Source organism: Streptomyces sp. NPDC005492, assembly GCF_040605995.1.
GTDB lineage: Bacteria > Actinomycetota > Actinomycetes > Streptomycetales > Streptomycetaceae > Streptomyces.
The window spans coordinates 97,529-124,214 of sequence record NZ_JBEXDX010000019.1 but is presented as its reverse complement, the minus strand read 5'-3'; the positions used below and the strand labels follow the sequence as shown (position 1 = coordinate 124,214).

Below are 26,686 nucleotides of genomic sequence, written 5' to 3'. Positions count from 1 at the left end.
CCGGGTACCCTCAGCCCGCCCCCGGCAGACATACCTCCAGGGTTCCGTCCGCAGTGATGCGTGAGGCGAAGGAGGGCTGGGGTGCCGTGGCCGGTCCGGCGACGTTCCAGCCGTCCGAGAGGCGGAAGACGCTGCCGTGCCAGGGGCACTCGACGCAGCCGTCCTCGACGTCGCCCTCCGAAAGCGGGCCCGAGAGATGGCTGCACCGGTCGGCCAGCACGTCGACATGGCCGTCGGGGTGCCGGTACACCAGCAGCGGCACCTCACCCAGTTGTCGCCGTACGGGTTTGCCCACGGGCAGTTCCGCGGCGGAGCCCAGCGCGTGCCAGCCGGGAGCCACCAGGTGCGGAACCGGTTCGGTCTTGTTGGCTCCCGCACCCTGCCGGTAGGCCAGGTGTCCGCCGATCGCCCCGGCGGTTCCCGCCACGGCCAGGCCCGTATAGGCGAGCACGCGTCCCCAGCCGGTCCTGCCGGCGCCTCGCGCACGCCAGGACCCGGCGTACAGGCCGACGGCCAGCACGTTGCCCGTCGCATGGACGAGACCGGTGCGCATCTGCTGCTCATGCTGCTCGGCCCAGTCCACCCAGCCCGCCGCCGCGGCCGGCAACGCCGTCAGAACACCAGCGCCGACCAGGAGGCGGCTCTGGCGCTGACAGCCCGGCAACGCGTCCAGGATCGCGGCGGACACCCAGGCGCCGGTGGGCAGTTGGACCAGCAGCGGGTGAAGGGGGTGTCCGAGATGGCGGCCGTGCAGCACATCACGGGCCCGGCCCAGGGGCAGCGCGCGGACGGTGTCCCGAACGCGGTCGGCCAGTGGGTCGATCCGGTCCCACTCCCCCAACCTGTCGAGGGCCCGCACGCCCGCGGCGAGCCAGCCGGCCACGCGACCCCCTTCTTCGGGCCCCCGTACGGATGGGTCTGCCTCCCGGAACTGGGAGAAAGGTGGTGTTGTCGGCGCGTTCATGCCCGCCGGGTAGCCAGGCGCCTCAGCTTCCAAACGCGGCTCCGCGAGGTGTCGGTCGTACAGGCGGACAGACGATGTTTGAGCCGTGTCCAGACGTGCACGCGACTCTTATGGCACAGAAGCGAGAAACAGAACGAAAGTACGAGGCGCCGTCGGCCCGCGACGGCTCGTGGCTGCCGGATCTCACCGGCGTGGGCGGTGTCGAATCGGTCCTGGACCAGGGCACCGACGAACTCGACGCCGTGTACTACGACACGGACGACCTGCGCATCGCCCGGGCGTCGGCGACGCTCCGCCGCAGGACTGGCGGGGCCGACGCCGGCTGGCACCTGAAACTGCCGCTGTCCGGGGACAGCCGGGAGGAGGTGGAGGAACCGCTATCCGACACGCTTCCGGACACTCTGCGCGAGCTGGTCCTCTCCCGCACCCGGGGAGCCGACGTCCGACCCGTCGTCCGGGTCCGCTCCACCCGCCGCACCCGGCACCTCGTCGGCCACGAGGGCGACGTCCTCGCGGAGCTGAGCGTCGACACGGTCCGCGCCGATCCCCTGCCCACCGGGGACACCTCGGCCTCGTGGACCGAGATGGAGATCGAGCTCGCCGAGGACTCCGACCCCGCGCTGCTCGACACGCTGGAGAAGACACTCCGTGCCCACAGCATCTCCCGTGCGGACCATCGGTCCAAGCTGGCCCGCGCCTTGGAGGAGACCGGGGCGGGAACACAGCCCCAGCCGGAAACGGACGCGAAGGCCGGCGAAACCGGCACGGCGGGCGAGGAGCTACTCCGGTACGTCGACGAGCAGGTGAGCACGCTCGTCGAACTCGACCCTTCGGTACGCCGTGATCTACCGGACGCCGTGCACCAAATGCGGGTCACCTGCCGTCGGCTGCGCAGCATCCTGCGTTCCTACCGGCCGGTGCTCGCGCGTGAGGTCACCGATCCGGTCCGCGCGGAGCTGAAGTGGCTCGGCGCCGAGCTGGGGGCGGAACGCGATCAGGAGGTCCTCCGCGAACGGCTCGGCTCCCACATCAGGACCTCGCCCACGGAGCTGGTGCTCGGACCGGTGGAGGCCCGCCTGCGGGTGTGGGACGTCGCCCGCACCGCGGAGGCCCGACAGCGCACCCTCGACGCCCTGCGCTCGCCCCGTTACCTGGCGCTCCTCGACTCCGTGGCCACGCTCGTCCAGCGGCCCCCGCTGCGGCGCAAGGCGGAGCGGGCTCCGGAGAAGGTGATGACGAAGGCGATCCTCAAGGAGTACGAGCGACTCGCCGCCCGTGTGACCCACGCGATGGAGATCCCGCCGGGCACGGAGCGCGACACGGCCCTCCACCGGGCCCGCAAGGCGGCCAAGCGGACGAGGTACGCGACCGAACCGGCGCGCTCCGCGCTCGGCAAGCCGGCCAAGCGGTTCGGCAAACGCGTCAAGGCCGTGCAGAAGGTGCTCGGCGAGCACCAGGACAGTGTCGTCGCCCGGGACACCCTGCACCAACTGGCCGTGGCCGCGCAGACGGCGGGAGAAGCCGGTTTCACGTGGGGGCTGCTGTACGGCCAGGAGCGGGCCCTCGCCGAGCAGCGCGAGCGGGAGCTGCCGACGGTGTGGGCCGAGGCATCGAAGTCCGGGATGCGCAAGGCGCTCGCGCACTGACCGACGGCCCATCTCATCCCGAAATCCTCCCGCACCGGGGTTTTCGATCGTCGACGCCGTGCAACTCGTCACTGTGCACAAGGGCCGTTCCCGTTCCGTCGACCTGCGAGGCGTCATGAGCACCACGACCCCGAAGAGGACCCCCGGCCGCACACAGAAGGCGGTCGTCAGGGCGCTCCTCGACCGACAGGAATCCACGTATCTGGCACAGGCGGGTATCAGGCTCCGGAACACGCCCGCCCCGCTCTACCAGGCGCTCGTCCTCGCCGTGCTCCTGTCCGCCCGGATCCGGGCGGACATCGCGGTGGCCGCCGGACGCGCCCTGTTCGAAGCAGGCATGACCACCCCACGGGCCATGGCGAAGGCGACCTGGCAACAGCGCGTGGACGCACTCGGCGAGGGCGGTTACCGGCGCTACGACGAAAGCACCGCCACCATGCTGGGCGACGGCGCGGAACTGCTCATCGAGCAGTACAGCGGTGACCTCCGGAAACTCCGCGAGGAGGACGACCCGAAGCAGGCACTGCGGAAGTTTCCCGGCCTGGGGCCCACGGGCGTCGACATCTTCCTGCGCGGCGTACAGACGGTCTGGCCGGAGTTCGCGCCGTACGTCGACGGCAAGGCACTGCAGGGCGCCGAGCGCCTCGGCCTCCCCACCTCGCCCGACCGGCTCGCGAGCCTGGTTGCCGAGGACGAACTGGCCCGATTCACCGACGGGTTGGTCCACGTGGCGCTGGAGAAGCGGCTCGCCGAGGACATCCTGTCGCAGGCGAAGGCCTCATAGCGGGACGGGGTGGCCGGCTGGCTGACCAGAAGCGGAAGAACACAACGTACCCATGGGTAACGGCAGTTGGTGCTGTTACCTTCCTTCCAAGATTCCTTGGATCTTCGGTGTTCTCCCCAGTCAGCCACCCCTCACACCCTGCAGAGAGGCCCCATGCTCGACTCACCGTCCGCCGACCGCTCCGGCGGACGCCACCGCAAGAGCAGAACAATGACTCCGGTCCTGCGGCGTGCCGCCGTCATCGCCGTCACCACCCCCGTCGCCGGGACGATCCTGTTCGGTACGTCGGCCTTCGCCGCCGGTACGACCACCCCCAAGACCGCCGCCGCCACGCTCGATCCCGCCGAGCAGAAGATCGCGGACAACCTCAACACCCGTGTCCAGGACACCCGTTTGGGCAGCACGCTCAGCGGAGTCGTCATCGACGCCGCGTCCGACAAGGTCGTCTGGGGCCATGACGCGACCACCGCGTTGATGCCCGCGTCCAACACGAAGCTGGCCACCTCGACCGCCGCGCTGACGATCCTCGGCCCCGACCACCGCTTCACCACGAAGGCCGTCTACGGCGACGGCACCGTCACCCTCGTCGGAGGGGGCGACCGCACCCTGACCTCCGCCGACCTGGAGGCGATGGCCGAGACCGTCGTCGCGGGTCTGAAGAACGCGGGCCTGACCTCGGTGAAGGTGAAGGTCGACGACAGCCTCTTCCCGGCGCCCACCCTCGCCACCGGCTGGAACGACGGCTACTACCCCGACTCCGTCGCCCCGGTACGGGCGTTGGTGGTCGACGGCCACCACGTCACGGACACCTCCCTGGACGCCGGCCAGACCTTCGCGAGGCTCCTCACCGCGCAGGGTGTCACCGTCCCCGGGAGCGTCACCCGCGGCACCGCCGGTACAGGAACCGTCCCCGTGGCCGAGCACCAGTCCGCCGCGCTGTCGACCGTCGTGGAGCACATGCTCAAGGTGAGTGACAACGATATCGCCGAGACACTGCTCCGGCAGACCGCGCTCGCCGCCGGCCGTGCGGCCACCTTCGAGGACGGCGTGGCGGTCGTACGCCAGGTGCTCACCCAGTACGGCGTGTCCCTGGCCAACTTCGAGATCCACGACGGCAGCGGGCTGTCCCGCTCCAACCGGATCCCGGCGCAGACCATCGCCGACATCCTCGACCTGGCGGACGACCCGGCCAACGGCCCGACCCTGAAGTACATCGTGGACGGACTGCCCGTCGCGGGCGAGGCGGGCTCGACGCTGGGGCCTGAGTGGGGCCGGTTCGACACCGCGGACTCCCAGTGCGCCGTGGGAAAGGTCAGCGCAAAGACGGGCACGCTCACCGGCGCGATCGCGCTCAGCGGACTGACCAAGGCCGAGGACGGGGCCTGGAAGATCTTCTCCTTCATCGAGAACAACTCCACCGCCGACCCGGCCGCGACCAAGGACGCCCTCGACGGCCTCGCCGCCACGGTCAACGGCTGCTGGGCGTAACCGAGTTCGGCCTCCGGGCCGGGGCCCGCCTGCCCCGGCCCGGAGGTCCGGCTGCTTGCGCCCGCTAGGGTCGCCCTCATGACGACATCCCTTGCCGGCAATGCCTTCGACTCGCTCAGCCTCGACGCCGTGTCCGACCAGGAGGAGTTGCGCCAGGTCTACGAACTCCCGGGCGAGGCGGCCCGACGGAAGCAGATGACCGAACTCACCGAGCAGACACGGCGGTTGATCGGATGTTCGTCGCTGGTCCTGGTCGCCAGCGCGGATACCGAGGGCAACTGTGACGTGTCGCCGCGCGGCGGTCCCGCCGGGTTTGTCGCCGTCCTGGACGCACGGACGGTGGCGATACCGGACGCGACCGGCAACAAGCGTCTGGACACCCTGCAGAACGTCATCGCCACCGGACGGGCCGGGCTGCTGTTCGTCATCCCGGGGCGCACCACGACGCTCAGGGTGAACGGCCGGGCCTGCGTCTCCACCCGCCCCGAGTTGCTGTCCCAGTTGACCGCGGTGGGCAAGCCGCCGGCCAGTGCGCTGGTGGTGGGGATCGAGGAGGTCTATCCGCACTGCCCCAAGTCGCTGTTGCGCAGCGGGGCTTGGAAGCCGGAGCAGTGGCTGCCAGCGGACGCCCAGCCGGCCTCGGCCGAGGTGACGCTGGCCCAACTGCGGATGCCGGAGCTGACGATCGCCGACATCGAGCAGGCGGAGGCGGACGCGCTGAAGTACCGGTACGAGTAGTAGGCCCCGATCGAACGGTGGCCCAGGTCGATCACTTGTGACCGTTTCCCGCGAGTGGGTCCGGCCCCGCGCCGGGCCGTGCAGGATAGGGCCGTGGTAGGCAATCTCCCTGTCGTGACGACCAGCTTCGTCGGCCGCGAAAGCGAAGTCGACGCAGTCGAAGCAGCATTGGCCCAGCATCGGTCGGTCACTCTCACCGGCGGCGGGGGTGTGGGCAAGAGCCGCCTGGCACTCCACACCGCCGAGCAGGTACGGGGCCAGTACGCGGACGGGGTCTGGTGGGTCGATCTCTCCCACCTCTACGACGACCGGTTGCTCACCGCCACGGTCTGCGACGCGGTCGATCTCCTGGACCACAACCCGCGCGCCCCGGTCGAGGCGTTGTGCGAGTGGCTGACCGGCCGCCAGGTGCTGCTCGTCTTCGACTGCTGCGAACGGGTGCTGTCATCCTGTCTTCTCCTGGTGAGTGAACTCCTCGCCTCAGCACCGCAGTTGACCGTCCTGGCCACCAGCAGACAGCCCCTCGGCGTGCGGGGTGAGCACCGGATCGAGGTGGCTCCGCTCTCCCTGGACGACGACGGCGGCGACGCGGTGCGCCTGTTCCACGATCGCTGTGCCACGGCCGCCCCCGGGTTGGCGCTCGACTCCCCCGGCTCCGCCGAAACCGTCCTCGCCATCTGCCGCCGCCTGGAGGGCATCCCGCTCGCCGTCGAACTCGCCTGCGCCCGCCTGCGGGAGAGCAGCCTCACGGAGATCGCCGAGCGCCTCGTTTCACGGCTCGACACTCTCGTCGACGCGACGGCGCGGCCCAGGCGCCACCGGGCCCTGCGCACGGCGATCGGCTGGAGCCACGAACTGTGCTCCCCGCTCGAACGACTGCTGTGGGCCAGGCTCTCCGTCTTCCGCGGCCCCTTCGACGCCGCCGACGCACAGTCCGTCTGCGCGGGCGGTCCGCTCGACAGCGACGCCGTCCCCCGGCTTCTCGAACGGCTCGTCGACCAGTCCGTCCTCCAGCCGGTGGGCACCCGCTACCGGATGCTCGACACCCTGTGCGAGTACGGAGCCATGTGGCTCGCGGAACTCGGTGAGAAGGGCACCCTCGCCCAGCTCCATGCCGCCCACTTCGCCGACGTACTGGCCGAGTCCGAAGCCGGCTGGCTCAGCCATCGGCAGGTCGCCTGGTACAGACGGATCTCGGCGAGCCACAGCGACGTGCGCGCGGCCCTCGACCACCTCATCGAGACGGAGCCCGACATCGCCGTGGAGGCGGCCGGCCGCACCGGCCTGTTCTGGCCTTGTTGCGGGCACCTCCACGAGTCCCGCGACTACCTCGAACGCGTCCTGGCCCTCCGCACCGAACCGGGTCCCTCCCGCACCCGTGCGCTGTGGGCCCTGGGCATCACGCTCACCCTCCAGGGCGACCACCGGACCGCCCTGCGCGTCGGCGAGGAATGCGCCGCCGCGGCGCACCAGGACGGAACCGCGCCCTCCGCGCTCTTCGCCGCCCACACCCTCGGCCTCACCCACCTCATGGCCGGCCGGCCCCAGGCCGCGTACGACGTGTGCGACCACGCCCTGATCGCCCACGGCACCTCGCCCCCGGCGGGCGCCCCGCAACTGTGCTGCATGGTGATCCGGATCTTCGCCCACTCCGCGCTGGGCCGACTGGCCGAGGCCTACGAAGCGGCCACCGCCCTGCACCGCCTCAGCGTCCGCTACGGCGAGCACTGGGCGCGGTCCTACGCGTTCCACCAGCTCGCCTTCATAGACCTCGTCCAGGGCCGCGCCCGCGACGCCGAACGCCATGCCCGGGCCATGCTCACCAGCAAGCACAACCTCAACGACAACCTCGGAATCGCCCTCGCCCTCGACCTCCTCACCGGAGCCAACGCGATCCAGGGCAACGGCATCGCGGCCGCCCGCACCTCCGGCACCGGGAACACCTTCTGGCGCATGCTCGGCCATCCCCATCACGGCACACCCGAACTCTCCGAGGTCCGCGACCAGTGGGAGCTGCAGGCCCGCAAGTCGATCGGGGACGACGCCTACGAGAAGGCCTTCCACAACGCGCTGAACAACGACGCCGAGCAGAGTCTTGCCCTCGTGATGCACGGGCCGTCCCCGTCCTGACGGGCCGCGTCGGTTCGCCCCGGAAGGTGAGAGAGCCAGTCGGCGGATAGAGTTCCGTAGTCCGGAATCCGGGCCGGGGCTCTTCGGAGTATCGGTCCTGGCGTTCGGCACACGGCCTCGTCGGGCGGTGTGCAACACACTGAAAGCGACAGAATTGATTATGAGCAACGTCTACTTCGACATCACCATCGACGGCGCCCCCGCAGGCCGCATCGTCTTCAACCTCTTCGACGAGGTCGTCCCCAAGACCGCCCGGAACTTCCGCGAGCTGGCCACGGGACAGAACGGCTTCGGCTACGCGGGTTCCGGTTTCCACCGCGTCATCCCGCAGTTCATGCTGCAGGGCGGCGACTTCACGAACCACAACGGCACCGGTGGCAAGAGCATCTACGGTGAGAAGTTCGCGGACGAGAACTTCGACCTGAAGCACGACCGCCCCTACCTGCTGTCGATGGCGAACGCCGGGCGCAACACCAATGGCTCGCAGTTCTTCATCACGACCGTCGTCACCCCGTGGCTCGACGGCAAGCACGTCGTCTTCGGCGAGGCCGTCGAGGGCCAGGAGGTCATCGACAAGATCGAGTCCCTGGGCTCGCAGTCGGGCGCCACGAAGGCCAAGATCGAGATCGCCGCTTCCGGCGTCGTCGAGGCCTGAGCCAGACCCCCTAACAGACCAGGCCCGGTCCTCCCCTGGAAGGGCCGGGCCCGGCCGTCTCGGGCCCTCTCAGGCGACCGTGCCCGACGTGAATTTGCCCCCGACTGCCACCAGCAGGATGAGCCCCAGCGTGCCCAGCGCGCCCGCGTCCAGCCCTGACAGGTCGACCTGGAGCCGTAGTCGTCCATCAGGAGCGCCAGGAGCCTGCCGAAGCCGAACGGCAGCGGGATGGAACTGAACGACACCGTCACGGCGAGCCTCCCCCGGCCGCGGATCATCGCGGCGTCCCACTCCAGGCCGACGAGCAAGGCTGCGTGCCGCCGCACACCGCAAGCAGAGCGCTGGGACCAGAAGCACGGGAAAGCCGGAGAAGGCGGGGGCGACTGTGTGTGGTCACCGGGCCTTCGGCGGAGGGAGCGGTCAGGCCCAACGCCGCTTCCGGGCAAGGGGGTTATGCCGTCCCCCGTCGCGTCCCGGCCTCGTCCGGCGCCGGCGTGAAAGCTCCGATGTGGTCCTGGGCCCACTGTCCGAAAGTGCGGGCCGGGCGACCCGTCAGCTTGCGTACCGTGTCCTCGACGTAGGCCTTGGCCCCGGCCCTCTGGCGTTCCGCGCTCGCCAGCAGCGCCTCGACGACCTGGGGCGGGTATCGGTCGTTCAGCGCGGCCCGGGTCTCGTCCGGGGTCAGTTCTTCGAAGCGCAAGGGGGTCCCGAGCAGTCGGGCGAGCTCGTGGGTCTGGTCGACGGCGGTGAGGGCCTGCGGTCCGGTCAGTGTGTAGGCGTGTCCGGCGTGGCCGTCCTCGGTCAGGGCGCGTACGGCGGCTTCGGCGATGTCGCGGGGGTCGACACAGGCGTTGGGCGACATCCCGTACAGCGCGCGGACGGTGCGCTCGGAACGGACGGAGGCGGCCCAGGAAAGGGAGTTGGACATGAAGGCGCGCGGGCGCAGCAGGGTCCATCGCATGCCGGAGGCGCGTAGCTGTTCCTCGTTGGCGCGCTGCCACCTGGTGATGAGGTCGTCGGCCCGGGTGTCGAGGACGGCCGCCGCGGAGAGTTTCACCACCCGCCGCACTCCGGCCGTGTGAGCCGCCGACAGGAAACGGGCGTCGTCCTCGACATCTGCGCGGGTCGTCAGGAGGAATGCCGCGTGCACTCCTTCCAGTGCCCGGGCCAGTGATTGCGCGTCCGTGAAATCCCCGGCAACCGGCTGCGTCCCTGGGAACATCCCTGCGGCCTTCGCCGGGTTCCTGGTCATGGCCCGTACGCGCAGGCCCTCGGGGAGGCCGCGGACCACTTCTCGTCCTACCGTCCCGGTGGCGCCCGTCACCAGGATCATCGGGTCCTCCTCCACACCTCAATCACCGTTTCGCTTTTATACCGGTAATTTATGGATTCGCTCGCTCCCTGCGCGCCGAAACCTTTCAATAACAAACAGCGCAGGTGGTTTGTCGATACCTGGGTTCCTCGCTCCACCTGCGGCACACTCGCTGGGCACGCGGTTCAGCGCCCGCCACGTCCGGGTCTCGACGCGGACATAGCGCCGTAGACTATACGAACTGGACGGTTTTTTAAGGGCGTTCAGCCCACCCGCGAGGAAAGAGGTCGGGGCATGCCAGAACCCAAGCAGGACCGGGCGATCCGCACCCGACACGCCATCCTCGTCGCAGCGGCCGGCGTCTTCGAAGAGCGCGGCTACCAGGCCGCCACCATCAGCGAGATCCTCAGCGCGGCCAATGTCACCAAAGGCGCCCTCTACTTCCACTTCAGTTCGAAGGAACAGCTCGCTCAGGGTGTCCTCGCCGGACAGGACCGCGGGCTGGCCGTCCCGGTCCGCCCCTGCAAGACCCAGGAACTCGTCGACGTCGCCATGCTCCACGCCTACCGTCTCCAGACCGACCCCATGGTCCGGGCCGGTGCCCGCCTCGCCCTGGATCAGGGCGCGGACGCCCTCGACCGCGTCGCCCCCTTCCAGTGCTGTACCGCCACCGTCACCGGCCTCCTCGGCAAAGCCCAGAAGCAGGGCGAACTCCTCCCTCACGTCAACCCCGGCGAAACCGCCGAAGTCCTCGTCGGGGCCCTCGCCGGTGTCCGGGCGATGTCCCAGGCCACCACCGCCTACGAAAACCTCCCCCAGGCCGTCGCCGCCCTGCTTCGCCACACACTCCCCTCCGTCGTCCACTCCTCGATCCTCACCTCTCTCGATCTCACCACCGAACGCGGCCACACCGTCCACACCGAGATGCGGACCGACCCGCAAGGGGCCTGAACCACGCTGCCGCTGCCGACTGCTCGTCATCCCTGTTGCCGGCCTGTGGAGTTGACGCCGATGCCGTGCGCCTGCGAGCGCCGGGCTACACGACACGAGTAGTCAGATGCACGTGGCGTGGTTCGACACCCACGGACTCACCGGCGCCGCCTGAACCGGCCGACGGCTGCGGCGTGGCTGGTCATCCCTCTCGTACGGACCCGTCGTCCTGCTTCCGGCCGGAGGAGGGGCCGGGTTCGGGGTGGGCGTCGGTGAGTTCGGGCTCCAGGCCCTCCGTCAACCCCGTGGGTCCGCGTCCTGCGTCCGTGCGCCAGGCCTCGAAGGCCCAGGTGGTGAGGGCGACGACGGCGAGGCCCAGGAGCCAGCCGCCCACGACGTCGCTGAACCAGTGGACTCCGAGTGCGATACGGGTGAAGCCGACGCCGAGTACGGACACGACCGCGACGCACCAGCACGGGGTCCGCAGGGCGCGCGGCACCATCGGGAGCAGGACCAGCAGCAGGATCGCGAAGGAGGTGGTCGCGGTCATCGCGTGTCCCGAGGGGAAGGAGAACCCCGGTGCGTGGGCGACCGGGTCCTCCAGAGAGGGCCTGGCCCGCTCGACCACCGTCTTGACCAGCAGCCCGATGAGTCCACCGGCCGTGGCCGTCACGGCGGACCAGGCGGCCAGTCGCCAGGCCCGGCGGAACAGCAGCCACACGGTCAGCAGCGCGACGATCGTCCGCAGGGTGAGCGGATCCCAGACGTAGTCGGACAGGAAGCGCAATGTGTCCGTCCACGCGGGGTGTTCGAGGGCGGTCTCGTTCAACTGCCGTGCGGCGCCCGCGTCGAGACGGCGCAGCGGCTGCCAGTGGCCTTCGATCAGGACGAGCAGCAGGCCGAAGGGGATGGCGGCGCAGGCGGCTACCGTGACCGAGGCGAGCAGGTGGATGCCGAATCTCCGGTCGGCCGCCTGCCGGCGACGGAGGTCACGGACGCGTTGGGCCGTGGCGCGGACCATGGTTCACACTCCCGGGTCGTCGGTGATCGGACCGGGTCGCCGTGCCCGTACGGCCTCCAACTGCGCCGCGAAGGACAGGCCCAGGAAGAGGGCGATGGAGGTCAGGTAGGCCCACAGCAGCAGGGACATGAAGGCGCTGAGCGGGCCGTAGACCGCGTCGAAGGACCCGCTGACGCCCAGGTACAGGCTCAGCAGCCAGGTCAGGGCGGTCCAGAGGACGAGGTACACGGCGGCGCCGAAGGCCAGCCAGGTGTAGCCGGGTTGCCTGCGCCGTGGGGAACGGCGGAAGATCGCGCTGGCCGAGAGGAGGGCGAGCAGCAGGCCGAAGGGCCAGCGCAGGATCTCGCAGAGGGTCCTGGCGCCGCCGTCGAGGTGATACACCGTCACCGCCGCGGCGGCCAGGTCGCCGCCTGCCACCATCACGATGAACCCGAGGCCGAGCGGGATCCCGGCGCTCAGCGACATCACGAGCCCGCGCAGGTACTTCTGGCGGAAGGGTCGGTCTCGTTCGTTGCCGTAGATCCGGTTGGCGCCGCGTTCGATCTGGCACATCGCGGTGGTGACGTTGACCAGGGAGAAGAGCAGCCCGAACCAGAGGGCGAGCTGGTCGCCGTCCCCCGCGCTGTGGCGGCTGCGGTCCAGTGCGTCGTCGACGACGTCGGCGCTGGGTCCTTCCGCGATCCGGTGGATGGTGAGTTCGGCGAGTCTGCCGATGTTCTCCGTGTGCAGCGCGGTGGAGAGCCCGACGAAGGCGATGGCCAGCGGGATCACCGCCAGCACCGTCTGGAGGGCGAGCGCGCGGGAGTGGCTGAAGCCGTCGGCGTAGCGGAAGCGGACGAAGGAGTCGCGCAGCAGCGGCCAACGGCCGTAGCGGCGCAGTGAGGTCAGGGCCTCGTCGGCCGAGAGGTCGTCGCCGGTCATGTCGCGGGTCTCGGGGACCTTGGTGGCGGTGCCCATTCACTTCTCCCGGTTGGGCAGCATGACGGTGAGCGCGCCGGGCCTGACCTCCGCGGTGAGGCGCCGGCCGTGGGACACCGGGTCGCCGTCGAGTTCACGCGACTGCGGTACGGCGAAGGTGAGTTCGGCCCGCCGGAAGGTGAGGAACTCCACCGGCACGCCCTTCTTCCCGGCGCTTTCGGAGGCGAGTGTGTCCAGGGTCGTGGGCCGCGTGTCGCGGCCGCGGCCGCGTATCAGGACGCCCAGGGCACGCATCCATCCGCCGGGGCCGCGCGGGTCGAGGATCAGCAGGTCGAGCAGTCCGTCGTCGGGCCGGGCCGCGGGGACGAGTGTGAGACCGCCTTGTACGGTGCCGACGTTGGCGAGGAGCACCATGCGGGCCGTACGGTGCAGGACCGGCCCGTCGTCGAGACGGAGCGTCAGCCGTATGCGGGGCGTGCGCAGGGTGCCGAAGGTGGCGAGGACGTAGGCGAGCCAGCCCACGGCGGACTTGGCGCGGTCGTCGGTGTGTTCCAGCATCGCGGCGTCCAGCCCTGCCCCGGACATCGCGGCGAAGTGGGTGGGAGTGAGGCCGTCGCCCTCGATGCGTCCGAGGTCGAGGCGGTGCGGGGTGCCGGACAGCGCGGCGTCGAGCGCGTCGGTGGGGGTGAGCGGCAGGCCGAGGTTGCGGGCCAGCAGGTTGCCGGTGCCGCAGGGCACCACGACGAGCGGTACGTCCGTGCCGGCCAGGGCGTCGGCGGCCGCCCTGATGGTTCCGTCGCCGCCGCAGACCACGACCAGTGTCGCTCCGTCGCGGACCGCGCCGGCCGCCTGGCCGGTACCGGGATCGTCGACGGTGGTCTCGATGAACTCCGGTGCGCGGTAGCCGTGTTGTTCCAGGACGCGGCGCAGCTTCTCGCGGTCCGCCTCGCCGGTGACCGTGGGGTTGAAGATCAGGGCGGCACTGCCGGGTTCATGTTCCTCGACGTCAACGGCCTTACCCCTGCGCCCGGTTGGGGCGGCCACGGACCCGTCGGTGAACAGGGCACGGCCGACGATCAGCAGGGACAGGGCGCCGTTGGCGATTCCGCCGATCACGTCGGTGGGGTGGTGCATGCCCCGGTAGAGCCGGGAGACGCCGACGACCAGCGGCAGGAGGAACAACAGCCCGGCCAGCGGCCACCGCCACGGCCTGCGCACCCGGGACAGCACGAGGACCGCGAGTCCCGCGTAGAGCGCGGTGGCGGCACCGGTGTGGCCGGAGGTGTAACTGGACGTGGGCGGGGAGGCGTCGAGGCGGTGCACGTCCGGGCGGGTGCGGTCCACCGACTCGGTGACGACCAGGAACACCAGTGCCTGGAGCGAGACGGCGACGGCGAGGAAGACCGCCTGACGCCACATCGGCAACCGGGGTACGAGCACCAGCGCCACGCAGCTCAGCAGGGTGACGGCGATCACCGTGAGCGTGTTGCCCGCCTCCGAACCGAAGTACGACAGGGTGGTGAGCGGGCCCGTACGGATCCGCTCCAGGCCTTCGTTGACGTGGTCCTCGACCGTCAGCGGCCACACCTCCCGGGCCGGGCCGGTGATCAGCAGTCCGAAGCCCACGATCAGGGCGGCCTGGCCGACGGCCAGTGCGCCGATGCGCGCCGCGGTGGTGCCGGTACCGCGAGGCAGCGCGAACGAACGGACGGGCCGGGCCTCCTCGGCTTCGTCCCCGGTCGCTTCTACGGCTCTTCCCGGCACGGCGGTCGGCATCGGGGCTCCCACGGGTCGGCGCCTCGCGGCGGACTTCGGCCGGGTGACGTTCGCACCCGATGCACCGCCGTCTGCCCCCGAAACGGAGGCGCAGACCCTCTGTGACGTGGCAATCCACGAATCCGCGTCCCGTGCGCGCCGAAAGGTGCCAGTGAGGCGTCGGTCGACGCCCCCGGGCCGGACGTCACTCCTCGTCGCTTGCCGGTGTGCCGCTGCCGGGTCAGAAGCCGATGCTCTCCCGGAGAAGCAGGACGGTGCCGCGCCCCGGGTGGGGTTCCGCGTTGAGGACGAGCAGGCGGTTGACGGCGCTGGGCATCCCGTACACCGCCTGGGCGCGGGCGTTCTCCAGCGGGAGCGCGTGCTCCTCGACTCGGCGGAGCGCTGTGCTCAGGTCGGGCACCACCTTCTGTGCGCCGACGATCCAGAGGGCGTGGCCCGCGCCGCCCGCGTTGGCGGGGAGTTGGCTGCCGCTGCCCGAGGCGAGCACGAGCGAGCCGGTCTCGGTGACCGCGGCGACGCTGTTGACGACGAAGTCCGGGCCGGCGACCAGCTTGCGGATCTCGTCCGCGCCGGTGGCGCGGTCGATGCCCAGGACACGGGGCCTGATGGCGTCGTACCGGCCGCCGGTGTTGATGTCCTCGTCGATGCCGGACAGCCGGAGGGTCTCGCTGGCTCCGGTGAACACGCTGACGCCCTCGGGGATCAGCTCCTTGACGCGGAGGCGTGCGGCCGAAGCGTCGTCGAGGATCTCGGCGGCGAAGCCGTTGGCACGGAGAGCGGCGGCTGCCCGCTCCAGCCTTTCGGCCGAAGCCGGGTCGGCGAAGGAAGCGGCCGTGGTGTCAGCTCGGTCGGTCCCGGAACTCCGCGCCGGGCTGGGCGCCGTGCCCGCCAGCGGCGAGGTGTCGAGATACCTGACCTCGTACACCCGCTCGGCGAACTTCCAGCCCTCCGTGGTGCGTCGGTAACGGTCGTGGTAAACGGCGTAGTTGAGCCCTTGGCGTCCGTCGAGGGTGCGGGCGAGTTCCTGGATGTAGGCGCGGCCGGTCGCACTGTGGCCGTCGAGCAGGATCGAGCCGGGGTGCGTGGTCTGCACGAAGAAGTCCCACTGGCTCTGCAGCCGCTCGCCCCCGGCTCGGATCTCCTCACGGCCGACCAGCTCGACGGGGATGTTGGGCATGCGCAGGACGCCGTCCGAGGTGAACAGCGATGCCAGGCGGGGCCGGTCGCGCATCATGGCCGCGTCGGTGAACTCGCCGCGCAGCGCCTCGATCTCGACTCGGTCCGCGATGAGTTGGAAGTCGTTCATGGAGTGGCTCCTCCGTCGTGTTGTCGTCCTCACGGGTTACGACAACGCGGCCGCTCGGAATGTGAGGCGGGGTGTCGCCTCACATTCCGACCGGCTGTCCTGTCGTAACGGGTAGAGGCACAGAAGCGAGCGGGAGAGAGGGCCGACCATGACCAGCAGTGCCGAGCCCGGCGACGGTCGGAGCGATCCGGGCCTCAGCGCGATCATGAGCGAGCGGCGCCATCTGATCAACCTCGGCTATCGGCTCACGGGGTCCCTTGCCGACGCCGAGGACGTCGTGCAGGAGACCTATGCCCGCTGGTACGCCATGTCGGCACAGGAACAGCGGGCCATCGAGTCACCCGGCGCCTGGCTGGTGACGGTCGCCGGCCGCATCTGTCTGAACCTGCTCGGCTCGGCGCGGGTCAGGCGGGAGACGTATGTGGGCGACTGGATCCCGGAACCGTTGCCGGAGCCCACCGAGTGGATCACCGGGCACTCCGGTGCCGGCGGGAACGACCCGGCCGATCGGATCACCCTCGACGAGTCGGTGACGATGGCCTTCCTCGTCGTCCTCGATGCGATGACCCCGGCCGAGCGCGTCGCGTTCGTCCTGCACGACGTCTTCCGCTATCCCTTCGGCGAGGTCTCCGAGATCGTCGGCCGTACTCCGGCGGCCTGCCGCCAACTGGCCTCGTCCGCCCGTCGACGCATCCGCACCGCACGGACTCCGGCGGGCCCCGGCGCCGAACAGGCCGCCATCGTCCGCCAGTTCAGGACGGCGTGGGAGGCCAAGGACATCGACGCCCTGATCGGCCTGCTCGACCCCGCCGCCACGGCGACCGCCGACGGGGGCGGTCTGGCGGTCACCCACCTGCACCCGATCGTGGGCGGTGAGCAGATCGCGCATGCCTACGCCGAGATCGCCCGAGTGTCCGGCGACCGCACGACGTTCCAGGAATGCACGGTCAACGGCCTGCCCGGCCTGGTGGCACAGCAGAACGGCACCATCGCGACGGTGTTCGCGTTCGAGATCGCGGGTGATCGGATCAGGCGTATCTGGGCGGTGCGGAATCCTGAGAAGCTCCGTCCGTGGGGCGTCCGCTGAGGGGCGCCTTCCGTATACGTACGCAATCCAATCGTGAGCCGTATGAGCGCGGTGGTTCGCGGGGCTGGGACGGCTGTCTGCTGCCTTCGCCTGTCCTAGTGCACTTTGGAGGCCACCGGCCACGGGAAATGGCTGTCAGTGACTCGGCTCGCGCAGGTCACTCGGCTCGCTCGGCGGTTCCCGCGACGGCCGGTCCAAGGCTGTTGGGGAGATGGGATATCGCGACGCCAACAGCTTCCTCGGCCGTGGCGGCCTCCCCGACGAGGGTGTCGTGGGGACGCTTCATCACGCGGTACGGGCTGCCGCTGTGCGCGGGAGCGATGGCGACCTCGTCGCGGAACGGATATCCGGTGCAGGAGCTGAAGCCGAGCGTCCAGTGGCTGGAGAACACGTAGAGCTGTCGCAGTCGCGCTTCGGTGTGCGCCGCTTCCACGAGTTCGCCGAACTGAGGGAACTCCGGGGCGCCGGCCGCCTGCTCCCGCATCTTCCGCCACTGCAGTTCCACCACTGCCGCCGGCCCCCGTTCATGAGCCTCGGCACGATCACTGGAGTGCAGAAACGGCAGCTCTGCCCGCAGCTCCCGCAGGCCCCTGCCCTCCCCCCACAACGCTCCGGCCTTGACGACGTCCGCCAGGTCGGGTGTGGCCCCAGTGACGAGTTCGACCCCTTGGCTCCAGCCGGAGACGCTGAAGAAGCGACTCTCGGCCCCGAGGTTGACCCACAGCGGATCGCGTTGCGGGACCGACGATGCGATACCCGCCGCAAGGAGAGAGCCTCCCCGCGGGAGAACCACTGTGAGATGGACATCGAGGCCGGCCGCCATCTGTTCCATGGCTGCGACCAGACTGCCCGCGGCGGCCAGGTCGGGGTAGAGGTCAGAATTCATCGACACAGTCTGCCGTCGTAACAGACAAAGACGCGTGGCGCGCCGCCTTCGTCAGGGACGGTCAGTTCGTCGGCTCGGCGCACGCCCTGGGTCACCGTTTCTCCCGTGCGGGGGTCGATGACCCGGTAGGACCGGGGAAACGTCTCGGCGGATTGGGGGTTCAGCCGCAGTGGGCCGCCGTGTTCGACGTAGGCGATGTACAGAGTGCCGTCGGGGGCGCTCAGGGCTCTGGAGGCCATCGCGCGGTCCCAGTCGGGGCGCATGTCGGTGGTCGGCAGGCCGTCCAGGATGCGGCCGAGCAGTCCCACATAGCGAGAGCCCTCGAAGTCCAGCGCCTCTCTCCAGCCGCAGCCCGGAGCCAGGAAGTACGGCTCGTGGCCCGGTTCCTCCGGGTGCAGTCGCCACTGCCAGAGGCTCCCCGCGCCGTAGACGACGCCCATGGTGCCGCCGGCGCACAGGTTGGACCAGGCCTCATGGCCCTGCCACCAGCCCGCGCCCTTCCCCGTCGCCCCCGAGTTCTCATACGTGGGCTCCCCGTTGGCGACGCCCTTGGCCGGTTCGTTGCGGCGCATGTCGGCGACCCGTTCGGGAAGGTGTTCGCCGGAGTGGCCGGTCTGGCACCACTGGAAGTCGAGCCAGGCGGCGGCCTGGTGGGCGCGGCTGCGGCCGTGCGGGTAGTAGTGGATGCCGCAGGGCTGGCCGTACGCGTCCCATGCCTCGATCTCCGCCCCGCCCGCGGCGATCTGCGGTTCGTCGCCCGAACCGTCCGCGCCCACCAGGTAGATGACGGGACGAGCGCCGTAACGGGCCACCAGGTAACGGCAGTAGCGCGCGTATTCCACCGGCGGCACCACCTTGCCCGCCACCGATCCGCCCTTCCAGCCGAAGCCCTGGAAGACGGGCTGCAGAACGGGAACGAGGCCGTGGTCGGCCAGGATGTCCAGGAGCTGGTCCAGATAGTGGAAGTAGGCCGGGTCGAGGTCTGTCAGGTGACCGTCCTTCAGGTCCTCGAAGCCGACGGCGAAGCCTTCGTCCACTGTGCGGTCGCGGGGGCCCCTCACGCGCATATCGGGTTGCACGCTCATCAGCAGGACGGCGTTGAACCCTTTCGCGGCGCGGTCGGCGGCGTAGACCCGCGCGTCGTCGAGCGTGGCTCGCCAGGGCAGTGCCCATGCCGTGTCGGCGACCAGGAGGGCGGGGGTGCCGTCGGCGTGCACCAGGCTGCGGGCGCCCGGGGACATGCGCCAGAAACCGTGCTCTTCGAAGCGGTGGGCGGGCTCGGCCGGCACCACGGTGAGTTCACCGGTGCGGCCGACGAGTCCGGGGTCGTCGACGTTGCCGTCCGTGCGCCAGCTCCAGACTCCCGTGGCCGTCGGCGAGGCGAACCGCACGCGCCAGGTGGAGCCACCGTCCCAGAAGGCGGGGCGTCGCAGGACGGTTCCGGTGGGCATGTGCGTGAAGTCGGCCCACAGCTCGATGCCCGTGTACGGATCGGGATGGCCGCGTTCGGCGGTGAACGACAGCTCGGTCTGGTGCCAGGCGTGGATGTTCATGGTTCCGGGGTCCTCGGGTGTGCGGGAAGCTCAGAGGCACGTCTCCTCGAGCGGTGGGGCGTGCGCGACCCCGTTCACTGCCATGTCACTTCGGTTGCCGCACCGACTCCCGCATCACCAACTGCGTGCTCAGGACGACGTGGCTGTCGCCCGTGATGGTCTCCTCGCGGTCGAGTGCCAGGCGTACGGCGGTTCGGCCCAGTTCCTCGTACGGGACGCGGACCGTGGTGAGGGATGGCGTCAGGTCCGCGGCGAAGGGGACGTCGTCGAAGCCGATGAGCGACACGTCACGGGGGACCCGGAGGCCCGCCTCGCGCAGGGCGGCCAGCACGCCGACGGCGATCGCGTCGGTGCCGGCGAAGACGGCGGTGAACTCCAGGCCGGCGTCCAGCGCGTCCCGCACCCGGCGGTAGCCAGAGGCGCGGGTGTACAGGCCCGGCAGGTCCAGCTCCTCCTCGTAGGGGACGGAGTGGGCGCGCAGCGCGTTGAGATGACCGTCGCGGCGCTGTTCGGAGCTGCTGAAGCCGGGCGCACCGCCGAGGAAGAGGATGCGGCGGTGTCCGGCGGCGAGGAGGTGCGAGGTGGCCTGGAACGCGCCGCCCCGGTTGTCGTAGTCGACCACGGTCGCCGGGATTCCGGCGGGCAGCGCGGGGCGTCCGACCAGCACCAGACGGGAGCCGGCGGCATCGAGGGCTTCGGCGTACTCGGACATACGGCGGTGATAGGCGTCGTCCTGTACCACACCGCCGACGAGGACGACCGCGGCGGCGTGCTGCTCCCGCATGAGCTGGACCAGGTCGCTCTCGCGAGCGGTGTCGCCTCGGGTCGAGCAGACCAGGCTGAGTCTGCCCCGGCTGGTGGCCTCCTGCTCCACGCCCGCGGCAACATGGGCCAGCGAGGGGCCAGTGATGTCCTGGATGACCAGGGCGACGGGACCGGCGACGGCTCCGGAGAGGGCCTTCGCGTGGACGTTCACCACGTAGTGCAGTGACTCCACGGCCGCCATGACGCGGGCCCTGGTTTCCGCCGACACCGGGTAGTTGCCGGCCAGGGTGCGGGAAACGGTTGCTACGGAAACCTCCGCTATCGCCGCGACATCGCGGATGGTGCTCGGCCTGTCCGACCGCGCGCCCTTCCGTTTGGGTCTGCTGGCCGTGGAGCTCTTGCGGGCGCCGTTCCCGTTATCCGTCACAAGGCCGACGTTACTGCATCGGCAACCCCTTGCGGCCTGGTCACAGCAGAAACTAGCGTGCTCAGGCAGTAAACGATTTCTACGACCGATCAGTCCACGGAGCCGCCACCATGCCCACCGCCATGCCCGCCACCCACCTGCGCTGGGGTCTGGACGACCTGTCGCTCCTGCTTGCCTGGGAATCGACCGGGCCGGTGAGGCTGCTGGCCGCGGGCGAGGCGTCCGCGCTGCCCGACCCCGAGGCGGAGCCGGAGCGGTGCGCGGCACTCGCGCGGCGGGCCCTGCCCGTGATGGAGATCCAGACCACGGACGGCGGCCGGCTGGGCACCTCGGGCAAGCGCCATGTGGACGGGGCGATGTCGCGCGGCATGCGGTACGCCGGGCACGAGGAGAGCCGGAGCGGCGATGTCCGCCGACTGCGCGTGCGCATGTCCGACGAGGCCACCGGTCTGCTGGCCACCGCCGTGTTCACCCTGCGCGCGGGCATACCGGTCCTGCACGCCGAGACGCAGGTGGAGAACACCGGCTCGCGCCCGGTCGGGCTGGAGTACGTGTCCTCCCTCGCCCTGTCCAACCTGGCGCACCACCTCCCGGACGCCGAGCGCTGGGAGGACGGGCTGTCCCTGTGGCTGGCGGCCAACCCGTGGAGCGGTGAGTTCCGTTGGTCCCGGGCCACCCTGGCCGAACGCGGCCTGTACGACGTCGGCATGGTCGCCTTCGGCCAGACCGGCTCGAAGAACCGGATCGCCGTGACCAGCACCGGCTCCTGGTCCTCCTGCGAACATCTGCCGATGGGCTGCCTGGAGCAGCCGTCCACCGGCCGCGCGCTGCTGTGGCAGATCGAGCACAACGGCTCCTGGCACGCGGAACTCGGTGACCGCTTCGACGACCTGTACCTGGCTCTGTCCGGCCCCACCGACCGGGAACACCAGTGGCGCCGTCGGCTCGCGCCCGGGGAATCCTTCCGCACGGTCCCGGTCGCGGTCGCCATGGTCCCGGAGGGCGGCTTCGAGTCCGCCGTCACCGCGATGACCGCGCACCGGCGCGCCACCCGGCGCCCGCACCCGGACCACGAACAACTCCCCGTGGTCTTCAACGACTTCATGAACAGCCTGATGGGCGAGCCGTCCACCGAGGCACTGCTGCCGCTGGTGGACGCGGCGGCTGCAGCCGGAGCGGAGGTCTTCTGCATCGACGCCGGCTGGTTCGACCCCGAGCCGCCCGGGACCGTCGGTCCGGGCGGGGTTCCCGGTTGGTGGGACTCGGTGGGGGAATGGCGGGAGGCGGCATCCCGGTTCCCCGGCGGGCTGAGCGAGGTGATCGGGCGGATCCGCGGCGCGGGCATGGTGCCGGGCCTGTGGCTGGAACCCGAAGTCGTCGGTGTGCGCAGCCCGATCGCCGCCGAGCTGCCCGACGAGGCGTTCTTCCGCCGTGACGGCGTCCGGGTGGCGGAGTGGGGCCGCCACCAGCTCGACCTGCGGCACCCGGCGGCCCGCGCGCACCTGGACGCGGTCGTGGACCGGCTGGTGCGCGACTACGGAGTGGGCTATCTCAAGCTCGACTACAACATCGACATCGGGGCGGGCACCGACGGCCCGGACGGCGGCGACAGCCCCGGCGACGGTCTGCTCGGCCACAACCGCGCCTACGTCGACTGGCTCGACGGTGTCGTCGACCGGCACCCGGGCCTGGTGCTCGAAAGCTGCGCGGCCGGCGGCAGCCGTACGGACCACGCGATCCTCTCGCGGCTGCCTATCCATTCCGTCACCGACCAGCAGGACTTCCGGCTGCTGCCCGCCATCGCCGCCGTCGCGCCCGCTGCCGTCACCCCGGAGCAGGGCGCGATGTGGGCCTACCCCCTGCCCGAGCACACCGACGCGGACCTCGGCACGGTGATGGTCTCGGCCATGCTTGGCCGGATCCACCTCAGCGGCCGCCCCGACTTGCTGACCGAGGCTCAACTAGCCGTCGTAGAAAGGTCGTTGGACACATACAAGACGTACCGCCACCTCCTGCCAACCGCGCGCCCGAGCTGGCCACTCGGCCTGCCGGGCTGGAGGGACGACTGGATCGCGCTCGCCCTGACCGCCCCGGACGAGGCCACGACCCTGCTGGCGGTGTGGCGCCGCGAGGGAGCCAGCGGGAGCGTGTCGATGCCGCTGCCCCGGATTCCCGAAGGGGCGCGTCCCCGCGTGCTGTTCGAGAGCGGCTCCGGCGCCGACCTCGACTGGGATCCCCGCGCGGGTGCTCTGCGGGTCGGCATCGCGACGGCTTCGGCCGTGCTGGTCGCCTTCGACCAGTAGTCAGCACCCATAGGAGTCCGCCCCCGGCCCCGTCGAGGGCGGACAACACCACAACCCTGCTGGCACTTTGGCGCGGCAAGGGAGCCACCAGGCACGCGGAGGTCCCACTGCCCCGGGGTCACCGAAGGGCTGTTCGAGCGCGGCACCCGTGCCGACCTCGGCTGGGGCGCCCAGGCGTGTGGCCTGCGCGTCGGCATCTCGACCACTTCGGCCGTGCTGATCGCCTTCGACCAGTAGTCAGCACCAACGACAGTCCGTCCCCGACCCGATCGAGCGTGGACAACGCCACGACCCCGATGACACTGCGGCGCCACGAATAGGCCACCAGGAGCCCGTCCCCTGGACCCCCGAAGCCGCGCGCCCCCACACCCTGTTCGAGCGCGGCTCCGGTGCCGACCTCGACCAGAACGCCTGCGCGGGCGCCCTACGCGTCGGCATGGCGACCGCTTCGCCCGTGCTGGTCACCTTCGACCGATAGTCAGCACCCGCGAGAGTCCGCCCCGGCCGGACGAGGCCGGACAACACGACAACCCTGCTGACACTGCGGCGCCACGAATAGGCCACCAGGAGCCCGTCTCCTGGATCCCCGAACAAGCGCGCCCCCGCGCGCCGTTCCACTGCGACACCCGTGCCGACCTCGACCAGAACGCCCGCAGAGGCGCCCTCCACATCGACATCCCGACCACGTCGGCCGTACTGATCGCCTTCGACCGACGGTCAACACCCACGAGAAAAGCGCCCCGGCCCCGTCGAGGGCGGACAACACCACAACCCCGCTGGCACTGCGGCGCCGCAAGGGAGCCACCAGGCACGCGGAGGTCCCACTGCCCTCGGGTCACCGAAGGACTGTTCGAGCGCGGCACCCGTGCCGACCTCGGCTGGGGCGCCCGCGCGCGTGGCCTGCGCGTCGGCATCTCGACCACTTCGGCCGTGCTGATCGCCTTCGACCAGTAGTCAGCACCCACGACAGTCCGCCCCGGGCCCGGTCTAGGGCGGACAACGCCACAACTCTGCTGGACCGGTGGCGCCGCAAGGGAGCCACCCGCCACACGTCGGTCCCGCTGCCTGAGATCCTCGAAGAGGCGCGCCCCCGCACGCTGTGGACGCCGGCGCCGGAGCCCTGCGCGTCACCATCGCAGCCACTTCAGCCGTACTGATCGCCCTCGACCGCCGGTGAACACTCACGAAAGTCCACCCCGGCCCGGCCGAAGGCAGGGGGAGGCTTCCGAGCCGTGCCGAGGCCGCTGGCCCCTGGCGCCGCGGCCTGCGTGCGGCCGCGACCGACGATCAGGCGCTGTTCACCAGATCGGCCTGCCGCACAGCGCATGCGAGCGGCGCGCCCGCGCCCAGCAGCGCCAGTTCGTCGACGACCGTGCGGCCCAGGCGCTCCAACTCGTTGCCGAGGGAACCGGCGATGTGCGGGGTGAGGAAGACGTTGGGCAGCTCGTACAGCGGGGAGTCCGCGGGCAGCGGCTCCGGCTCGGTCACGTCGAGGATCGCGCCGATCCGTCCGGAGAGCAGTTCGTCGGCGAGTGCGTCGGGATCGACGAGGGCGCCCCGGGAGGTGTTGATGAACACGGAGCCGTCCGGCATCAGCGACAGCCGTCGGCGGTCGAGCATCCGGTAGGTCTCCGGGATGTCCGGGGCGTGCAGGCTGACGATGTCGCTGGTGCGCATCAGTTCGTCGAGCGGTACGAGCGCGGCGCCCAGGGCGGCGGCCTCGCCGGCGTCGACGTAGGGGTCGTGCAGCGTCACCGTGAAGTCGAAGGGCCGCAGCAGTTCGAGCAGGCGGCGTCCGACCCGGGAGGCACCGATGATGCCGACCCGTCTGCCGAGGTTGCCGATCGCGGCGTGGTCGGCGGGCGGCGGGTACACGTGCTCGGCGCGGAACCGCTCCCGCAGCCCGAAGGCGTCCTTGCCGGCCAGCAGGATCGCGGCGAGCGTGAACTCGGCGACGGGAAGTGCGTTGGCCTGCACGGCACTTGACACCGAGACACCCCGCTCCCAGACCTCGGGCGCGAGCAGGTTGCGGACGCTGCCCGCCGCGTGCAGCACCGCCCGCAGCCGGGGCGCCGCGGCCAGGACGGTCTCGTCGACGCGCGGGCAGCCCCAGCCGGTGATCAGCACCTCGGCCTCGGCCAGTGCCCGGGCCACCGCGGGATCGCCGAAGTCCTGTACGACCACGGCGGGGTCGATCCGGGCCCGGGCCTTCAACCGTGTCATGAGCCGGGGCGGGAAGAGCTCGGGAAGGTGCACCGGGTTCATGGCGAACACGGCACGTGGCAGCTCTGACGTGGGCATGGAACTCCACTTTGCAGCGAGGTGGGATGGAGGCAGTGGCAGTAAACGTATTCCACGCTAGAGCTCGCCAGGCGCGTCGGTCAACGTCGCTGCGTAGGTGACTCGCTCGGGAACGCCGCGCCTCTGACCTGAGGCGAACGCGAAAGGCACAGGCCAAAGTCCTCTTCTGGGTAACTTTCTCGCAAGATCGGCGAAACAAATGCCCCCATCCCTCTTGTGGTGTCGCCCTCCTAGGTCCTACCGTCCACGGGAAACGGTTACTGAAACTCGTAGCCACCCCCTCTTGTCCTTGCCTTCAGCAGCCCGCGTCCTCCCCCCGCCGCAGGCGCTGTCCGCCCTTCTCCGGAGGACCGATGAGCACCATCCGTACGAGAGCCCTTGCCGGCGCGGCCACTGCCCTCTCCCTTTCCCTTGTCCTGAGCGCCTGCGGCGGCGGGAGCGACGACTCGGCGACGAAGACCACCAAGGGCAAGGTGCAACTGGAGTTCTGGAGCTGGACCGAGGGCATCCAGCAGCAGGTCGCGGTGTGGAACAAGAGCCACCCCGACACCCAGGTCAAGTACGTCAACGCGGCCGGCGACACCGTCTACCAGAAGCTGCGCGCCGCCGTGACGTCCGGCAACGCGCCCTGCCTGTCCAAGATGGACGGGATGAACCTGGCGAACTTCGCCGCGGACGGACTGCTCACCGACATCAGCAAGATCGCCGCACCGTACAAGTCCCGCTACACCACGCCCGCCTGGAACGCGGTCAGCCCCGGTGGCGCCACCTACGGCATCCCCACCGGCTCCTCCCCGCTGTTCACCGCCTACCGCGCGGACCTGTTCCAGAAGTACGGCATCAAGGCCCCCACCACCTGGGCCGATGTGATCGCCGCGGGCAAGGCGGTGCAGAAGAAGGACAAGAACGTCAAGATCTTCAACATGGCGGGCGAGGACCCGAGCACCCTCGTCGACCTGTCCTGGGAGGCCGGCGCGGCCTGGTACAAGGTCGCCGGCGACCACTGGGAGATCGGTCTCGACTCCCCGGACGCGCTGAAGGCCGGCGACGTCGTCCAGCAACTGGTCGACAACAACCTCGCCTCCAACGCCTCCTACGCCGACCCCGGCGTCTTCAAGACCTGGGACCTCGGCAAGACGATCCTGATGACCACCTCCACCTGGCAGTTGCCGATCTACGACACCAACTTCCCCAAGTCCAAGGGCAAGTGGCAGCTCGCCGACGCGCCGGTCTTCGACACGGCCCACCCGCAGACGTCCAGCAACTTCGACGTGACGGCCGTACTGAAGGGCTGCAAGTACCCCGACCGGGCGGCCGAGTTCGCGTCCTGGCTGTCCAGCAGCAAGGAGTCGCTGACCGCGCTCACCGACCCCGCGTCCAAGTCGGGGCTCTTCCCCGCGGTCAAGAACGTCTCCCCGTACGTCGACAAGATCATCCCGGCGGAGATGTTCAACGGGAAGTCCGACAGCGCCCAGGTGATCGAGACCGCCGCGTCCCGGGTCGGTGAGCAGTGGCAGTACGGCCCCGACTACGCGGCCATGTACTCCGAGATGCAGAAGCAGTGGGGCAAGGTCATGAACAAGCAGATGACCGTGAAGGCCATGCTGACCCACCTGCAGAGCTGGGTGCTCGCCGACCTGAAGAAGAAGGGCGTCAAGGCCGTCGCCGCGAACTGACAGCCAACGACCCTCAGCAC

20 protein-coding genes are annotated in these 26,686 nt (G+C 70.4%); 10 read left to right on the top strand and 10 right to left on the bottom strand.

Annotated elements, in window-relative coordinates; translation table 11 throughout:
- Positions 1–10 precede the first annotated feature (10 nt).
- Positions 11–883, bottom strand: a complete 873-nt coding sequence (locus ABZT04_RS25165; protein WP_356059228.1) for a Rieske 2Fe-2S domain-containing protein — start codon at positions 881–883, stop codon at positions 11–13.
- 191 nt (positions 884–1,074) lie between these two features.
- Between ABZT04_RS25165 and ABZT04_RS25160 the strand changes: the two genes are divergently transcribed.
- The 6 genes from ABZT04_RS25160 to ABZT04_RS25135 all read left to right on the top strand — a co-directional run bounded on the left by ABZT04_RS25160 (position 1,075) and on the right by ABZT04_RS25135 (position 8,405).
- Positions 1,075–2,610: a CYTH and CHAD domain-containing protein gene (locus ABZT04_RS25160; protein ID WP_356059227.1), complete on the top strand. Its 1,536-nt coding sequence runs from the start codon at positions 1,075–1,077 to the stop codon at positions 2,608–2,610.
- A 115-nt stretch (positions 2,611–2,725) separates the two neighbouring features.
- Positions 2,726–3,394 (top strand): endonuclease, encoded by a 669-nt coding sequence (locus ABZT04_RS25155; RefSeq protein ID WP_356059277.1) that lies wholly within the window; start codon positions 2,726–2,728, stop codon positions 3,392–3,394.
- Between the two features lie 153 nt (positions 3,395–3,547).
- Positions 3,548–4,882 carry a D-alanyl-D-alanine carboxypeptidase/D-alanyl-D-alanine-endopeptidase gene (gene dacB / locus ABZT04_RS25150; RefSeq protein WP_356059226.1) on the top strand — a complete coding sequence of 445 codons (1,335 nt, stop codon included), beginning with the start codon at positions 3,548–3,550 and terminating at the stop codon, positions 4,880–4,882.
- 78 nt (positions 4,883–4,960) lie between these two features.
- Entirely contained in the window at positions 4,961–5,620 is a 660-nt protein-coding gene (locus ABZT04_RS25145; protein WP_356059225.1) for an MSMEG_1061 family FMN-dependent PPOX-type flavoprotein, read from the top strand.
- A gap of 114 nt (positions 5,621–5,734) precedes the next feature.
- Positions 5,735–7,750, top strand: coding sequence for an NB-ARC domain-containing protein (locus ABZT04_RS25140; RefSeq protein WP_356059224.1), 2,016 nt, complete (start codon positions 5,735–5,737; stop codon positions 7,748–7,750).
- A 160-nt stretch (positions 7,751–7,910) separates the two neighbouring features.
- On the top strand, positions 7,911–8,405 hold the full coding sequence (locus tag ABZT04_RS25135) for a peptidylprolyl isomerase (RefSeq protein ID WP_356059223.1): 495 nt from the start codon (positions 7,911–7,913) through the stop codon (positions 8,403–8,405).
- A gap of 451 nt (positions 8,406–8,856) precedes the next feature.
- Here ABZT04_RS25135 and ABZT04_RS25130 read toward each other — a convergent pair whose 3' ends face one another.
- Complete coding sequence (locus ABZT04_RS25130; protein WP_356059222.1) at positions 8,857–9,738, bottom strand: NAD(P)H-binding protein; 882 nt, start codon at positions 9,736–9,738, stop codon at positions 8,857–8,859.
- Positions 9,739–10,011: 273 nt separating this feature from the next.
- Here ABZT04_RS25130 and ABZT04_RS25125 point away from each other — a divergent pair, with 273 nt between their 5' ends.
- Positions 10,012–10,668 (top strand): ScbR family autoregulator-binding transcription factor, encoded by a 657-nt coding sequence (locus ABZT04_RS25125; RefSeq protein ID WP_356059221.1) that lies wholly within the window; start codon positions 10,012–10,014, stop codon positions 10,666–10,668.
- Between the two features lie 181 nt (positions 10,669–10,849).
- Here the strand turns inward: ABZT04_RS25125 and ABZT04_RS25120 are convergent, their stop codons facing one another.
- The 4 genes from ABZT04_RS25120 to ABZT04_RS25105 all read right to left on the bottom strand — a co-directional run bounded on the left by ABZT04_RS25120 (position 10,850) and on the right by ABZT04_RS25105 (position 15,668).
- On the bottom strand, positions 10,850–11,668 hold the full coding sequence (locus tag ABZT04_RS25120; protein WP_356059220.1) for a phosphatase PAP2 family protein: 819 nt from the start codon (positions 11,666–11,668) through the stop codon (positions 10,850–10,852).
- Between the two features lie 3 nt (positions 11,669–11,671).
- Positions 11,672–12,625 (bottom strand): YihY/virulence factor BrkB family protein, encoded by a 954-nt coding sequence (locus ABZT04_RS25115; RefSeq protein WP_356059219.1) that lies wholly within the window; start codon positions 12,623–12,625, stop codon positions 11,672–11,674.
- Positions 12,626–14,362: a diacylglycerol kinase family protein gene (locus ABZT04_RS25110; RefSeq protein ID WP_356059218.1), complete on the bottom strand. Its 1,737-nt coding sequence runs from the start codon at positions 14,360–14,362 to the stop codon at positions 12,626–12,628.
- Between the two features lie 220 nt (positions 14,363–14,582).
- Entirely contained in the window at positions 14,583–15,668 is a 1,086-nt protein-coding gene (locus tag ABZT04_RS25105) for a nuclear transport factor 2 family protein (protein WP_356059217.1), read from the bottom strand.
- A gap of 148 nt (positions 15,669–15,816) precedes the next feature.
- On the opposite strand from ABZT04_RS25105, the gene sigJ reads away from it, so the two are divergent.
- On the top strand, positions 15,817–16,755 hold the full coding sequence (gene sigJ / locus ABZT04_RS25100; RefSeq protein WP_356059216.1) for an RNA polymerase sigma factor SigJ: 939 nt from the start codon (positions 15,817–15,819) through the stop codon (positions 16,753–16,755).
- 157 nt (positions 16,756–16,912) lie between these two features.
- Here the strand turns inward: sigJ and ABZT04_RS25095 are convergent, their stop codons facing one another.
- From ABZT04_RS25095 to ABZT04_RS25085, 3 genes are all read right to left on the bottom strand, one after another.
- A complete protein-coding gene (locus ABZT04_RS25095; RefSeq protein WP_356059215.1) occupies positions 16,913–17,641 on the bottom strand; it encodes a DUF6193 family natural product biosynthesis protein in 729 nt (242 codons plus the stop codon).
- Positions 17,638–19,194 carry a DUF4038 domain-containing protein gene (locus tag ABZT04_RS25090; protein ID WP_356059214.1) on the bottom strand — a complete coding sequence of 519 codons (1,557 nt, stop codon included), beginning with the start codon at positions 19,192–19,194 and terminating at the stop codon, positions 17,638–17,640. The genes ABZT04_RS25095 and ABZT04_RS25090 overlap by 4 nt, the downstream gene beginning before the upstream one ends.
- A gap of 85 nt (positions 19,195–19,279) precedes the next feature.
- Positions 19,280–20,386: a LacI family DNA-binding transcriptional regulator gene (locus ABZT04_RS25085; protein WP_356059213.1), complete on the bottom strand. Its 1,107-nt coding sequence runs from the start codon at positions 20,384–20,386 to the stop codon at positions 19,280–19,282.
- Between the two features lie 110 nt (positions 20,387–20,496).
- Between ABZT04_RS25085 and ABZT04_RS25080 the strand changes: the two genes are divergently transcribed.
- Positions 20,497–22,689 carry a glycoside hydrolase family 36 protein gene (locus ABZT04_RS25080; RefSeq protein WP_356059212.1) on the top strand — a complete coding sequence of 731 codons (2,193 nt, stop codon included), beginning with the start codon at positions 20,497–20,499 and terminating at the stop codon, positions 22,687–22,689.
- A gap of 1,287 nt (positions 22,690–23,976) precedes the next feature.
- On the opposite strand, the gene ABZT04_RS25075 is transcribed toward ABZT04_RS25080, so the two are convergent.
- Complete coding sequence (locus ABZT04_RS25075) at positions 23,977–24,990, bottom strand: hydroxyacid dehydrogenase (RefSeq protein ID WP_356059211.1); 1,014 nt, start codon at positions 24,988–24,990, stop codon at positions 23,977–23,979.
- Positions 24,991–25,343: 353 nt separating this feature from the next.
- On the opposite strand from ABZT04_RS25075, the gene ABZT04_RS25070 reads away from it, so the two are divergent.
- Positions 25,344–26,666, top strand: coding sequence for an extracellular solute-binding protein (locus ABZT04_RS25070; RefSeq protein ID WP_356059210.1), 1,323 nt, complete (start codon positions 25,344–25,346; stop codon positions 26,664–26,666).
- The last annotated feature ends 20 nt before the right edge of the window (positions 26,667–26,686 follow it).